Source organism: Neobacillus terrisolis, assembly GCF_051233475.1.
Taxonomy (GTDB): Bacteria; Bacillota; Bacilli; order Bacillales; family Cytobacillaceae; genus Bacillus_BU.
The window spans coordinates 47361-60455 of sequence record NZ_JBKFGH010000002.1 but is presented as its reverse complement, the minus strand read 5'-3'; the positions used below and the strand labels follow the sequence as shown (position 1 = coordinate 60455).

Annotated in this window: 13 protein-coding genes; 9 read left to right on the top strand and 4 right to left on the bottom strand. The window is 37.7% G+C overall.

Going from position 1 to position 13095, the window contains the following annotated elements:
- Positions 1-15 precede the first annotated feature (15 nt).
- The 3 genes from ACI48O_RS00680 to ACI48O_RS00670 all read left to right on the top strand — a co-directional run bounded on the left by ACI48O_RS00680 (position 16) and on the right by ACI48O_RS00670 (position 2381).
- A complete protein-coding gene (locus ACI48O_RS00680; RefSeq protein WP_435559770.1) occupies positions 16-699 on the top strand; it encodes a WxL domain-containing protein in 684 nt (227 codons plus the stop codon).
- Positions 700-779: 80 nt separating this feature from the next.
- Positions 780-1802, top strand: a complete 1023-nt coding sequence (locus tag ACI48O_RS00675) for a WxLIP family cell surface protein (RefSeq protein WP_435559769.1) — start codon at positions 780-782, stop codon at positions 1800-1802.
- 150 nt (positions 1803-1952) lie between these two features.
- A complete protein-coding gene (locus ACI48O_RS00670) occupies positions 1953-2381 on the top strand; it encodes a DUF4395 domain-containing protein (protein ID WP_435559768.1) in 429 nt (142 codons plus the stop codon).
- 805 nt (positions 2382-3186) lie between these two features.
- Here ACI48O_RS00670 and ACI48O_RS00665 read toward each other — a convergent pair.
- Positions 3187-4356: a pyridoxal-phosphate-dependent aminotransferase family protein gene (locus ACI48O_RS00665; protein WP_435559767.1), complete on the bottom strand. Its 1170-nt coding sequence runs from the start codon at positions 4354-4356 to the stop codon at positions 3187-3189.
- 270 nt (positions 4357-4626) lie between these two features.
- On the opposite strand from ACI48O_RS00665, the gene ACI48O_RS00660 reads away from it, so the two are divergent.
- The 6 genes from ACI48O_RS00660 to ACI48O_RS00635 all read left to right on the top strand — a co-directional run bounded on the left by ACI48O_RS00660 (position 4627) and on the right by ACI48O_RS00635 (position 9793).
- Positions 4627-5391, top strand: coding sequence for a TerC family protein (locus ACI48O_RS00660; protein ID WP_435559766.1), 765 nt, complete (start codon positions 4627-4629; stop codon positions 5389-5391).
- A gap of 80 nt (positions 5392-5471) precedes the next feature.
- A complete protein-coding gene (locus tag ACI48O_RS00655; RefSeq protein WP_435559765.1) occupies positions 5472-6080 on the top strand; it encodes a class I SAM-dependent methyltransferase in 609 nt (202 codons plus the stop codon).
- A 181-nt stretch (positions 6081-6261) separates the two neighbouring features.
- Entirely contained in the window at positions 6262-6585 is a 324-nt protein-coding gene (locus ACI48O_RS00650; protein WP_435559764.1) for a nitrous oxide-stimulated promoter family protein, read from the top strand.
- A gap of 378 nt (positions 6586-6963) precedes the next feature.
- Entirely contained in the window at positions 6964-7554 is a 591-nt protein-coding gene (locus ACI48O_RS00645) for a DUF2680 domain-containing protein (RefSeq protein ID WP_435559763.1), read from the top strand.
- Positions 7555-7703: 149 nt separating this feature from the next.
- Positions 7704-8402: a response regulator transcription factor gene (locus ACI48O_RS00640; RefSeq protein WP_435559762.1), complete on the top strand. Its 699-nt coding sequence runs from the start codon at positions 7704-7706 to the stop codon at positions 8400-8402.
- A complete protein-coding gene (locus tag ACI48O_RS00635; RefSeq protein WP_435559761.1) occupies positions 8399-9793 on the top strand; it encodes a sensor histidine kinase in 1395 nt (464 codons plus the stop codon). The genes ACI48O_RS00640 and ACI48O_RS00635 overlap by 4 nt, the downstream gene beginning before the upstream one ends.
- 84 nt (positions 9794-9877) lie before the next feature.
- On the opposite strand, the gene ACI48O_RS00630 is transcribed toward ACI48O_RS00635, so the two are convergent.
- From ACI48O_RS00630 to ACI48O_RS00620, 3 genes are all read right to left on the bottom strand, one after another.
- On the bottom strand, positions 9878-10867 hold the full coding sequence (locus tag ACI48O_RS00630) for an arsenic resistance protein (protein WP_435559760.1): 990 nt from the start codon (positions 10865-10867) through the stop codon (positions 9878-9880).
- Positions 10868-11261: 394 nt separating this feature from the next.
- Complete coding sequence (locus ACI48O_RS00625) at positions 11262-12344, bottom strand: GIY-YIG nuclease family protein (protein ID WP_435559759.1); 1083 nt, start codon at positions 12342-12344, stop codon at positions 11262-11264.
- 112 nt (positions 12345-12456) lie between these two features.
- The gene (locus tag ACI48O_RS00620) at positions 12457-13017 is read right to left on the bottom strand and encodes a DUF2202 domain-containing protein (protein ID WP_435559758.1); all 561 of its coding nucleotides are present in this window, start codon (positions 13015-13017) and stop codon (positions 12457-12459) included.
- Positions 13018-13095: the final 78 nt, after the last annotated feature.

Genomic DNA, 13095 nt, shown 5'->3' with positions numbered 1-13095 from the left:
AAAGGAGGCATTAATGTGCGTTTATCTAAGTATGTATTTTTAGGATTAGCTTGTATTTTATCTTTGTTTCTTTCGGTTCAAGGGGTTTTTGCAGCATCTACAGGAACATCAAATGCAATCGTAAATTTTATTGAAGATACCAGTGTTCCACCTGTGTTAGACCCTGATGATCCAACAGATCCATATGTCCCAGGCGATGATGATAATGATCCAACCGGAAATTATGGACCGCTAAGTCTTGATTATGTTTCCCATATAGACTTTGGGCAGCAAGTGGTTTCTGTTAAGAATGTAACTTATGAAGCTAAAACTCTAAAACCTTTTCTCCAAGTAACCGATAAGCGGGGCACCCCAGATGGATGGAATGTTACTGTAAGTGCAACACCTTTTAAAAGTGCTGGTGGAAATGAACTGGCTGGTGCATATTTGTCATTTAAAAATGGTACAACGATTTCTGATCTTAAAGACATGTACGGTCCCCCAGTCACAGGACCATTTACTTTATTTACTAATAATGACGCGGTCAAAGTCGTTTATGCAAATCCAAATGAAGGTCGTGGTACATGGATTACAAAATGGTTTCCAAGTAATCCGACGGCTTCTACAAATGATAGTGTAACGTTAACCGTCTATGGCGGGACAATGAAAGCAGAATCCTACACCTCAACTTTAACTTGGACATTGACCACTGCCCCATAAATGGGTCTATTAGTCCCGAGTAATAGGGTAATTCTATTGTTCGGGGCTTTTCTTTTGAAATCAAATGTGGGGTGTCTAGGATGAAGAAACTGACAAATGTAATGATTTTTGCTTTTATTTTTTTATTTTTACTGAATATCGACATGACAAAGGTTGTTGCAAATGAGGAGAATGTTGGTTATTCCGTGCGGGCGATTATTCCTGACAATCAGATTAATCAAGATATAACCTATTTTGATTTGCGTGTGAAACCTAATCAAAAACAAATCATTTATGTTGAGCTTTTTAATAGTTCAAAAGAGGATATGGAAATCGAGGTTCATATTACGAATCCGATTACAAATAGGAATGGATTAATTGACTATACGAATATAAACGCAAAGTTGGATGAAAGTTTAAAAGTTCCCATGACAGAAATTGCTAAAGTTGAAGAAAAAACAGTGTATCTGCCAGCGGGGGATTCAAAAATTATACCCATTGAATTAAATATCCCTGAAGAACAATTTGATGGAATTATTCTTGGGGGGATTTATTTTGAGAAACGAATAGATGATAGTGAAAAAAATAAGAATGGGGTTCAGATTTTAAATAAGTATGCATATGTTATCGGTTTAAAATTGTCTGAATCGGATAAAGAAATAGAGCCGGCTCTTAAGTTAAAATCTATTAAACCTGATTTGGTAAATTATCATCCCGCGATCATAGCATCTATACAAAATACAGCACCAGCTATTGTTGACAATTTAGTATTAAATGCGATTGTTTATAATTCAAAAGGTAAAGAAGAAACTCGGGTGGATGCTGAAGACTTTCGGATGGCACCAAATTCGACAATGGAATTTACTGTAGATTGGCAAAATCGAGAACTAAAGCCAGGAAAATATAAATTATCATTACATGCCAATGTAGGAACACAAAATTGGGAATGGGAAGAAGAGTTTGTCATTCCTAAGGTGAAAGCAGAAGTGATAAATGAGACAGCAGTTGAAATTAAAAAAGACTATACTACCACAATTGTCATCAGTTTCTCATTAATAATATTCATTCTAATATGTATTATCGGCGGGTTAATCCGAAAAAACAAACGCTTAAAAGAAAATTGATTTTTTCCATTTCACTATTATTGTTTTATAAAAAGAGGATGTCCCAAATTAAACATTAGGGACATCTTCTTTTTGTATAAGCTAAAAAGTATACAAAATTAATAAAAGTTTATATAATAAATAAAACTTATGTGAAAGGTCGGGATTGGAGTGTCTAATATCGTTCGGTCGATTCCTCGACCACTTGTAAAAACAAATCAGTGGGTTATTGTTATTAGTGTTTTGTTGACGTGGGTAAGCGGTCAAGAATGGTTCTTGTTCGTTCCCTTTATTGCAGGATTAATGGGGCTTGTTTTTGGATATAATCCGATCATGCAATTAACCAAGCGTTTTTTGCGCAAGGATTTGAAAGAATACATTCCGGAAGATTGGGAACAGCAGCAGTTTAACCAAAAGATTGCCGTTCTTTGTCTTGGGTCTGGATTTATCGGGTTCTTTTTTGGAGTAAATTCGCTTGGATATATTTTTACCTCGTTAGTGGCTGTTGCAGCTTTTGTGGCTATAAATGGATTCTGTATTGGCTGCTTTATCCTTTTTCAATGGAAGCAATATCAATATAGAAGAGCAAATCAACAATAACATAAACGGGCTGACATGAAAGCGCCGGCCCGTAATCTTTTTTTCCTCCATTAACACCCTGCTTTTTCTATAGGGTACTAAAGCAGGTAACTAGTCCCTTGCGTTAGTACCCTCTTTTTGTTTAGGATTCAAAAAACAGGTAATTAAACCTTCCGTTAGTACCCTCTTTTTGTTAGGATTCAAAAAAAAGGGTAACTAAACCTTTAACAGGTTCCGTTTCCTATCGCAAAACGTCAATTTACACAGGAAAATGCAAACCAAATTGTAATCCTTTTTGCACTATAAAATGTCGATTTTTGTGTAGGTATGAGAATTCCTAAGCGGAAAATTTCCGCCTAATGTATATAGAGTAGGCTAAAGAAGCGGATATAAGCGGATAATTTCCGGTTAACTGCTTTAAATAGGACAAAATTCAAAGATTTGGACCATATAAGCGGAAAAACTCCGCTTATTATTCGGGAAATGGGGGTATTTCCTAATTTAAGCGGAATTTCTCCGTTTATTTTTCGTTTCCAGTCAAGTCGATACTAAGTTACAACAGAGCCTGACCTTAATCTTTCTGTATACCAATTTGCAAGTAAAATTGTAGTGTGTTTTGCTGCGGTACACTGGCTATTGTACCCCCGCATTTTAATATAAAATTGCCCTACAAATTCTCCCGAAATAATTATCAAAATCCTTTTATATCAACAAAAATAGACCTCCAAATTATCATGCAATTTGAAGGTCATTTTGTGTTTCATATTTTATGTTTGCGATAGTTAACGGAACCCGTTACTAAACCTTGAACCTCTCTTTGAGGAATTTAAACCCCTTTTACAAATGACAATTCCTTAAAACGCTCGGCAGCTTTAGCCGGGTCAACTGGGTAACCAAGCTCATTCATTGTTTCACCAATTAATACAATGGCTTTTTCCAGCATTTCCACCGTTGTGTTCCCCATATGTCCGATTCGGAATGCTTTTCCTGCTAGATGAGCGAGAGCTCCCGCTACGATGACTCCTTTTTTTGCTAGCGCAGCTCGAAATGCTGCATCATCCATTCCTTCAGGATAAAGGATGCAGCTTAGTGTTGCAGCAGCAACCTCCTCCTCGGCCAATGCCTTCATTCCATAAACGGAAAGTGCGCTCCTTACCGCTTTCCCAAATGCCTTGTGCCGTTCATATCGATTTTCCAAACCTTCTTCCAGGACTAGTTTCATTCCTTCATCATATGCATAAATGAGATTTACAGGAGGTGTAGCAAAGTATTTTTGCGGATCGTTCATGATCGGGATCCAATTGTGAATATCACAATAGTAGGCCGGTACATGATTCAGTTTTTCCCTTTCTGCTAATGCCGTTTTATTAAAGGCAACGATAGCAAGTCCAGGCGGGACACCAATTGCCTTTTGTGATCCAGTTAGAACGATATCGATTTTGGCATCCGGGGAACCATACGTTTTACTCATGTTTTCTTCCATTGCGGCGGTTGCACAAACTCCGTCGAGAATAACAAGGGCTTCGTGCTTTTTTATAACAGGAATAAGCGCATCTAAATTAGCTGCAACTCCGGTTGAGGTATCGGCATGTGTAATCGTTACCGCTTTAAAATTGCCAGTTTCAAGCTTTGAATCGACATCCTTAGCAGCAACCTGCTTTCCCCATTCTGCTTGAAGTACGTCAACCTCGATACCAAAAGCTTCACCCAATTTAATAAACCGGTCGCCAAAGTAGCCATGACTGATGACTAACAGCTTTTCACCTGCAGAGACTGTATTTACAAGTGCCATTTCCATAGCCACTGTTCCAGAGCCAGCAATAACAAATACTTCACCGTCAGTTTTGAACATTTCTTTTGTTCGAACAATTGCGTTCCGATAAATGGCCGCAAACCTTGGGTCTGTGTGACCTCTTGTTTCTTGGGCAAGTGCATCGTAAATAGAATCCATCACTGGTGTTGGTCCTGGAATAAGCAGCATCTCTCTGTTCGTCATTTCAATCCTCCTAAGTTCTTTTAGAATAATAAAATGAATAAGCTACTACCATTGGGTTAGTGCACAGTACTAACTTCTATATTTCTGTTTTGAAATCCTTTTTTTATAGTTTATTAACTCAAAAAATTCAGTAAATAACTATATAAGAATAATAAGGCGGAGTCTGCTTTAATTCATTGCGGTTTTTTGTAGGATTACTTATTGCTTAATGGGAAAACTAATGTTAGCGGAACATAAGATCACATATAAGTTTAGAAAGGTGAGAAGTGAATGGAATCAATATGGCTAGAGTATGCTTGGGCATTGTTAATTCTAATCGGATTAGAAGGATTGTTATCGGCTGACAATGCTCTTGTATTAGCGGTTATAGCCAAGCATTTACCCGAAAATAGTAAAAGAAAAGCGATAAATTATGGTATTATTATGGCCTTTGTTTTTCGATTTGTTGCTCTTTTTGCCATTTCGTTTATCGCAAACGTATGGCAGATACAGGCGATAGGAGCAGCTTATCTTCTATACTTAGGTTTAAAGCATGTTATTCAGGCTCGTTTTGGGAAAAAGAATGAGAATATTCATAAGGATGATGAACAGGGAGCTGCTGGAAAAGGGTTCTGGCCGACAGTAGGGAAAATTGCGCTAGCTGACCTCGCTTTTGCAGTTGATTCAATCCTAGCTGCTGTTGCTCTTGCACTTGGACTTCCAGATTCACCCCTCGACGATTTCGGCGGTATGGATGGAGGGCAGTTTATTGTTGTGCTTCTTGGAGGTATTGCTGGCCTGATCTTGATTAAGTATGCAGCCACCTGGTTTGTGCAACTTCTGGCACAACGTCCAGCATTGGAAACAACAGCATATGCCATTGTCGCTTGGGTCGGGGTTAAACTTGCGATCATTACCCTTGCCCATGAGGATATTGGGGTCTTAGATCATGACTTCCCCCACAGCACAGCTTGGACTCTCATCTTCTATGGGGTATTAGTCGGCATTGCCCTAATTGGTTGGTTTTCATCAGGAAAAAGCAATTCAGCTAAATAATAAATTAAAGGTAATTCATTCATAATGGATGTAAACTATATTATAGTTTAATAAGAGACTAAGATAATTAGGTGTGAGAGATGAAAGAACATTATTATGATGAATTGCTAAATATTAAAACACGAGGGGAACAGAAGGGATTTAACCAATCGTTTCATTATCATCGATATGAGCCAACACCTTATAGTGCATTAGAGACATTGTTTAATCAATACGAATTGAAAAGCACGGATCGGCTGGTGGATTTTGGATGCGGAAAAGGCAGGTTAAACTTTTTTATTCATTATTTATTTGATGCAACGGTTGTTGGTATTGAAATGAATGAGGATTTCTATCGAGAAGCTATCCAAAATCAAACCAATTATGTAAAAAAGTATAAACAGAGTAAACATAAAATTCATTTCCTTTGTTGCTTGGCTGAAGAGTATCAGATTGACTCATTAGATAACCGCTTTTATTTTTTTAATCCGTTTTCCATTCAGATTTTTAGAAAAATCATCAACAATATTTTGTGCTCGGTAGAACAATTTGAACGGGAGATTGAGTTGGTTCTTTATTATGTATCCGAAGATTATATTTATTTTTTGGAAAATCATACTTCATTTGAATTGAAAGCGGAAATTATCCTGCCTCATTTTTATGATCAAAATTCCAATGAACGATTTCTTATTTATCGATTGGCTTTTTAGATAGGGGATGAAGGGGGAAAAGCGGTTGTTTGGAGTGTGTGTCAAAAATTTCTAACTTTGTAAATAAGAGTTGTCCTCAAATTGTTATGATTGGTTCACTCTTTATCTTTTTTGTGTGTTATCGTATAGGATAGAGGGTCGGCTTTTGGTAGTAAATCAATCATACTGGGGGTTTACGACGATGACGACACAAAGAAGAGAACTCAATAATGGTCCAGTCATTCAAAAGGAAAAAGAAATTGTCACGAAAATGATCGAGTTATATTGTCGGAAGAAGCATCATTGTGATGGACTGTGTGAAGATTGTCTTGATTTAAAACAATACGCTTATAAAAGACTCTCGCTTTGCCGTTTTGGTGAAGAAAAAACAGCCTGCTCCAATTGCTCAGTGCATTGTTATAAACCAGACTATCGTCAAAAAATGAAAGCAGTTATGCGCTTTTCTGGTCCATGGATGCTCTTATACCATCCGGTGTATTCTGTGAAGCATTTGTTGAATAAGTGATGATTTTTAAAAAAATATATCGTGCAAATTAGGCACCTAGAAACTTTACCGGTTTTTAGGTGTTTTTATTTTAAGTAAAGAAAGTATATAAGTTAGATGGGTGTCTAGCTTCAGCGCCCAGCGCCTAGTGGACTTCGCCCACCTCCCTACGATAAGTCAACATCGAATCGCTATCGCTCTTCGTGTTTCCTTTATCTCAGTCGATGTGCTCCAGTCCTGTCGTGCGCTACCCGGGCGCTTGCGCTTTTCTTTTTAGGAAAAGGGATAGCCGATTCATCTTAACATTTTCTTGACATTTTCAAGATAGGTTCTGGAAAGTTATTCGCTAAGATAAAACTGTAAGAAGACAAGTACTCTTTCTAAAAGGAGATGGATAAGATGAACTGGAAAAATCTTTTAATCGGCGGAGCTTTTGTTGGAGTATTCACCTTAGGGGCAATGTTTGCTCCGGTTGGTGAGCCGACGGCTACAACGAATGACGTAAATTCTGCCGGGAAGGTTTCCGTTACCAAAGTGGCGGATGAGAAAGATACATCACAAACAGAGACTGGTGATGTTAATTGTCCAATGACAGGTGCCCCAATGGGTAAAGGAGCTGGAATGGGTCACTATTTTGCAGGAACGATGCCGGAGGTAATTGCAGATGTGCTTGGGATGACAGTGGACGAACTCCAAACCGCTCGTAATGAAGGGAAATCTGTAGCTGACCTAGCAGAAGAAAAAGGAATTAACGTCGATGATCTTGTTGCCAAGATGGTAGAAACAAGAAAAGCAGACCTTGAACAGCTTGTTAAAGACGGTAAGATTACTCAAGAACAAATGGATACGATGTTGAGCAATATGGAAACAAAAATGAAAACGGCTGTTGAACGAGACAGTGTAGGACCAATGCATGGCCGTGGCGGCGGAATGGGTATGATGGGCCAAGGTGGAAGATGGACCGGCAATGCAGACAGTCAAGAGCTTTAATAATTGAGAATGCGATAGAAACTCTGGAGCTTAGCTTCAGAGTTTCTTTTAAAATACTTGTTAATCTCAAAATTTAATAAGATTTAGCTGAATTTTGGGACATACAAGTTGTTATAATGAAGAAAGATGAAGGTAAAGGAGGGATACGAGTGGGAAAGCTAGTTGCAGTTGTAGACGATGAAAAAAAGATTCGTGAGACTATTCATTCTTATTTAAATAATGAAGGGTATAAAATTATTGAAGCGGATGATGGTCAAGGTGCAGTTCAACTGGTTGAAAATCATGACATCGATTTGGTGTTATTGGATGTAATGATGCCTAACAAGGATGGTTTTCAAGCTTTGCGAGAAATCCGGACCATTCGAAAAAAAATCCCAGTCATTATGCTGACGGCAAAATCAGAAGAAATAGACAAGCTTTTAGGGCTGGAAATGGGTGCAGATGATTATATCACCAAACCATTTAGTATGCGCGAACTAACGGCAAGAATAAAGGCAGTTTTGAGAAGAAGTAATGCAGATGATGATCAAGAAGAGCAGGATGAGGTACTCACCCGCGGGAGCATTGAAATTAATTTAACCACATATGAAGTAAAGGTAAATAATCTCGCTTTGAATTTAACTCCTACCGAATATAAAATATTGGTTACGCTTGCCCAGAAGCCTGGGCGTGTTTATAGCCGTCTACAATTGATGAATAGTGTAATGGGTGAAGCATTTGTCAATTACGAACGGTCAATTGATACTCATGTTAGTAATTTAAGGAGAAAAGTGGAGAAGGACCCCTCTCATCCGGAATATATCCATACTGTATATGGAATTGGTTATCGTTTCGGTGATAAAAAATGAAACTGCAAACAAAGTTAATCATCGCATTCATTGCCATTGTATTGTTAATGGGGATCAGTCAATCCTTTTTTCTCCAATCAAGTATAAAGTCAACCTTTCAAAGTTACTTAAATCAATATAATTTTGGATTTATGGAACGAATGGAACAAGAACTTGAGCTGTTTTATGAAGAAACGGGATCATGGGAAAATGTTCAAGGTCTATATTTTGAGAATAGTTCGATGGATGGACAGGGCCACGGCATGATGATGCGTGGGATGATGATGAATATGGCAATGGCCAATGCAGATCTGCTTCTCATCGATATGAGGGGAAGAGTGATTGCTGATACAGCAGGTACAAGGATTGGCATGAGTGGAATTGATTTTACTGGCAACCAAAAAGATGTAATCGTAAATGGTGAAAAGAAAGGAACGCTTGTCCTCTATCAACATGAACTTCAAAATTTGGAAAAGGAGTTCTTGCGATCATCTAATACTGCCATTTTGATCAGTGGCTTGATTGTATCGGTTATGGCTGTGCTGTTCAGCATCCTGATTGCACGAAAAATATCTAATCCGCTGCGTATTCTAATGAACGGCATCAAACGGATTGCATGTGGAGAAAAAGTGAGTGAAGTAAACATCTCAACAAAAGATGAATTTTTCGAGTTAGGAACAGCCTTTAATGAGATGTCTAATAAATTGCTAAGAAATGAAGAAATTAGACAAGCGCTCGTAGCGGATGTGGCCCATGAATTGAGGACACCTCTTTCGATTTTACAAGGGAAATTGGAATCGATTCAGGAAGGGGCAATCCAACCTAGTGAAGAAATTGTCCTAGAGCTTACAGATGAAGTATATCGCTTGAACCGATTGGTTAGTGATCTACAACAATTGAGCTTAGCAGAAGCCGGCAAGCTCCCCCTTCATAAACAGTCGGTTAATGTAAGACAGCTTGTTGGGCGGATTTGCAGCCATTTACAATGGCTGGCGGATGAAAAGGAGATCACGCTTCGGTATGATAGAATTCCCAACGATTTCGTTCTCCAAATCGATGCTGATCGGATGACTCAGGTACTTGTAAATCTGATTGGGAATGCACTTCGTCATACGCCAAATAAAGGACAAGTGGAAGTATCCGGACAAGAAAATCGAGACTCATTTTTACTTGAGATTTCTGATTTCGGGCAAGGAATTCCGGGAGATGCACTGCCATTTATCTTTGAACGGTTTTATAAAAGAGATCCATCAAGGACTCGTAATGAAGGAGAGGGAGGCACAGGTCTCGGACTTTCCATTGCCAAAGGATTTGTTGAAGCGCATGGCGGAACAATTAACGTTGAAAGTGAAGTGAATAAGGGGACTGTCTTTACCATCATCCTTCCAAAGGAGGAGTTTAAAGAACAATAAAACACTCGGCAAATGGCAGGCCGAGTGTTTTTTAAACCTCTTTTTAAGTGACAATTTTGGGGAATAACAGTGTCCTGTTACAAATTATGTCAAAGAGGGGTTTGGTTTAATTGGACTTGGTTTAGATTTAAACCAGTACTTGTTTGCTAATTTTGCATAATAAGCGATGCTTTGTTGTTGAACGATAAATGCGATCGTTACGATTAAGGCTGCCTCTGCACCAAAGGAAGTGGCGGCTAACCCAACAGCAATCGATAAATTGCGTAATACGGTTCCGTTCACTAATGCAATCCCATCCTCACGATTTAAAAACTGTTTTGCTGTAAAAGTGCTTATTAAATAATTAATCAAGTAAAAGGCGATTAGCACAACCAATGCAAGCGAGATTAATTCCAAATTATCGATAATCATATTGGCTTTCATACTAATACTGACGAAAACAACGTAAAGCATGCCCCATATACTTAACGGTCCAAAATTAGGCTTAATCTTCTTTTGGAATTGCTCCTGCGTATATTTTTTCATTAATACTTTAAAAGTTAAATGACCTAATAACATTGGTAAGAATACTACTAAGAATATTGTTTTGAAGGTTTCTAAAATGTCTACATCCACATATTTTCCAACCATTAATAATAGATACCATGGTGTTAAGACTGAGCCGAGAATTAAGCCGAATACTGTTAATTTAATCGCTGATGGAACATTTCCTTTTTGTATGGATGTCCAGGAAATGGTCATTCCGCTTGTTGGTAACAAAGCAGATAAGGCTAGACCGGCAAACATGATGGGATGATTATTTAAAAAAAGCTTCCCCAGAGAAAAAGCTACTAAAGGAACGACTGCAAAGTTGATCAGCAGAGAATATCCAAGGACTTTTGAGCCTTTGAAATTTGTTAGTTCTTTAAATTTAAATCCAACCATTGTTGCATAGATCATGACAATCGTTCCGATTAAAATAGTCGATTTTAAATAGCTCGTATCTACTAAACTGCCAATAATAAAACCAAGAAGTAATGTTATTGGAACACTGATCAGCAAATATTTTTGTGGAAAGGTATAAAGTTTTTGCATCAAAAAATACTCCCTTCAAGATTAATAAGAATTCAACTCAGTGTGCAAAAAGAATTCTGTATACCGAGTGGGGTATGTTATTGATTTAACTTTATATCTGTTTCAATGTTAAGTCAATCGTATTAAACGTAAATAGGGTTTATCCCCTACCATGGTGTTCTATAAAACAATTGGTTTATGATTTATTAATTAGGCTGTGTTAAAGCTTAGTGTTGATCTTTCGCAAGTTGATTGGAGCGGAAGGCACGAAGACTCCTGCGGGAGTAGCTGGTATGGGAGACCCCACAGGCGCGAATGCGCCGAGGAGGCTCCCAACTAGCCCCGCGGAAAGCGAAGTGCCTGGAGTGGAAATCAACATTCATGTTTAACACAGCTATTAATCAAAAGCCCTTGATTAGGAGATCAAGGGCTTTAAGTTTTTTTTAATAACTTCAGTTAATTTCTCATTATTCTCAGTATTGATCCATGCCTGGGGAATGATCCAATGGTTACTAGAACTCCCTTTTAAATAGCTGTAAATAATCTGAGCCTCATCAATTTCGTCCCGGCTAATCTTCGTGCTATCTAGGATTGGAGTCGATTTGAAATAGTGATAAATAGTTGATTTTATTGTTTCAAGAAGATGATCATTTTCGTTATTCTTTAACTCAAACTTTTCACTATAAAGAATTTTGTTTCTTTTAATAAGGAAAAGTTTAAAAGTGGTGTCAGTTAAATATTCGATGACAGTGATGTTTTTATTGTCTTCTGTGAATTGAGTGACTTTTTCCCGGTTGATAAGGAATTTAATTAACTCAATACTGTCCCGATATTTCATGGCTGTTTCAAAGTCGAATTTCTCAGACGCTGTTACCATCTTTTGTTGGAGTTCTTCAATAATGCTCATGTCTGAGCCGTTTAGTAAAGCAATGATCTTGTTGATGATGTTATCATAATGTTTGTTTGCAGAGTCATTTATGCACATACCAATACACAAGCCTAAAGAATAATTTAAGCAGGCCGATATCTTTTTTGAAGGACTAGTGCAGTCTATTTTATAAAATTCCTTAATAACTTTTATAGCTCTTTCCACTGTGCTTTTGTTCGGATAGGGACCGAAATAAATATTCTCAGTTCTTTGATCCAGCTGGTTGGTAATATGGATTTTATCGAAACTCTCTCTTTCAATCACTATATAGGTATAAGCTAAAGGATTTTTCATTTTCTTATTATAGTAGGGCTTGAATTCTCTTATTAAGCTGCATTCCAACATAAAGGCTTCAAACTCTGTATCTGTTAACCGAATGTCGAAATCCTTTACATGATATACGAGCTTTTTTGTCTTCGGGGAATGGCTTTTGATATTATGAAAATAGCTTTTTACTCGCCTCTTTAAATTTTTAGCTTTCCCTACATAAATGATCTTGTCCTCGGAATCTTTCATAAGATAAACTCCTGGGGATGATGGAAGGTTTTTAACCTTTTCCTGCAGGTTCATAATGATTCTCCCGTCATGATAAACTTCTACTAGTTTAACATGACATGGATAAAAACTGCAGTCATTTTACTTATTTTTCGACAAAATTCGATTGTTTTTGCAAGAGATGAGTTTATTTCATCCCCATGCGTCCTCCGCCAGTACTGCCTCCACTTGATGTTCCTTCCATTTGGGCAACCTTATTTTCAAAAGCGCTTTGATGGTTTTGTGATGCATACATTAATTTTAGAAACACACTTCTAACATCGTCAGGTTGATTCTGTTTAAGAAATGAATCATACATCGCGATATTATTGATTTCCGCTTGCACACCTGCTTTATAGGCTTCAAGTAGAGTGTTCGGAATGATAACATGTTCAGCTGCTGTATCCTCCGGGAGCGGCACCTTATATTTATCAAATAAAGGCTTTAACATGGAAATATGCATTTCCTCAGACATTTCTATGTTTGAAAAAGGCTTTTGGGCACCGAACTTAGCCATAATTTCATTGTACTCTGCACGGGCCAGGTATTCATCCTGAATTGCATACGTAAGCATTTCTGCTAGGGAATAACTGTTTTTTACGAGTGCACCCGATGCACCATAGTTGGTTGTTTCTTCGGCATTGATGGAACTAATCCCCAATAAGCTGATCAAAACGGCTACAAGCATTGTTGCTACTAATTTCTTCATTTTTCAACTCTCCTCCATATAGATGATTTCTACTCTATTAATCTAAACTGCATATGTGAGAGAAGATTGAGCATTCGA

Coding starts and splice junctions, on each gene's coding strand:
- ACI48O_RS00625 (WP_435559759.1), bottom strand. CDS start 12,344: ATGAACCTGCAGGAAAAGGTTAAAAACCTTCCATCATCCCCAGGAGTT.
- ACI48O_RS00630 (WP_435559760.1), bottom strand. CDS start 10,867: ATGCAAAAACTTTATACCTTTCCACAAAAATATTTGCTGATCAGTGTT.
- ACI48O_RS00645 (WP_435559763.1), top strand. CDS start 6,964: ATGAACTGGAAAAATCTTTTAATCGGCGGAGCTTTTGTTGGAGTATTC.
- ACI48O_RS00660 (WP_435559766.1), top strand. CDS start 4,627: ATGGAATCAATATGGCTAGAGTATGCTTGGGCATTGTTAATTCTAATC.
- ACI48O_RS00675 (WP_435559769.1), top strand. CDS start 780: ATGAAGAAACTGACAAATGTAATGATTTTTGCTTTTATTTTTTTATTT.
- ACI48O_RS00665 (WP_435559767.1), bottom strand. CDS start 4,356: ATGACGAACAGAGAGATGCTGCTTATTCCAGGACCAACACCAGTGATG.
- ACI48O_RS00635 (WP_435559761.1), top strand. CDS start 8,399: ATGAAACTGCAAACAAAGTTAATCATCGCATTCATTGCCATTGTATTG.
- ACI48O_RS00650 (WP_435559764.1), top strand. CDS start 6,262: ATGACGACACAAAGAAGAGAACTCAATAATGGTCCAGTCATTCAAAAG.
- ACI48O_RS00620 (WP_435559758.1), bottom strand. CDS start 13,017: ATGAAGAAATTAGTAGCAACAATGCTTGTAGCCGTTTTGATCAGCTTA.
- ACI48O_RS00655 (WP_435559765.1), top strand. CDS start 5,472: ATGAAAGAACATTATTATGATGAATTGCTAAATATTAAAACACGAGGG.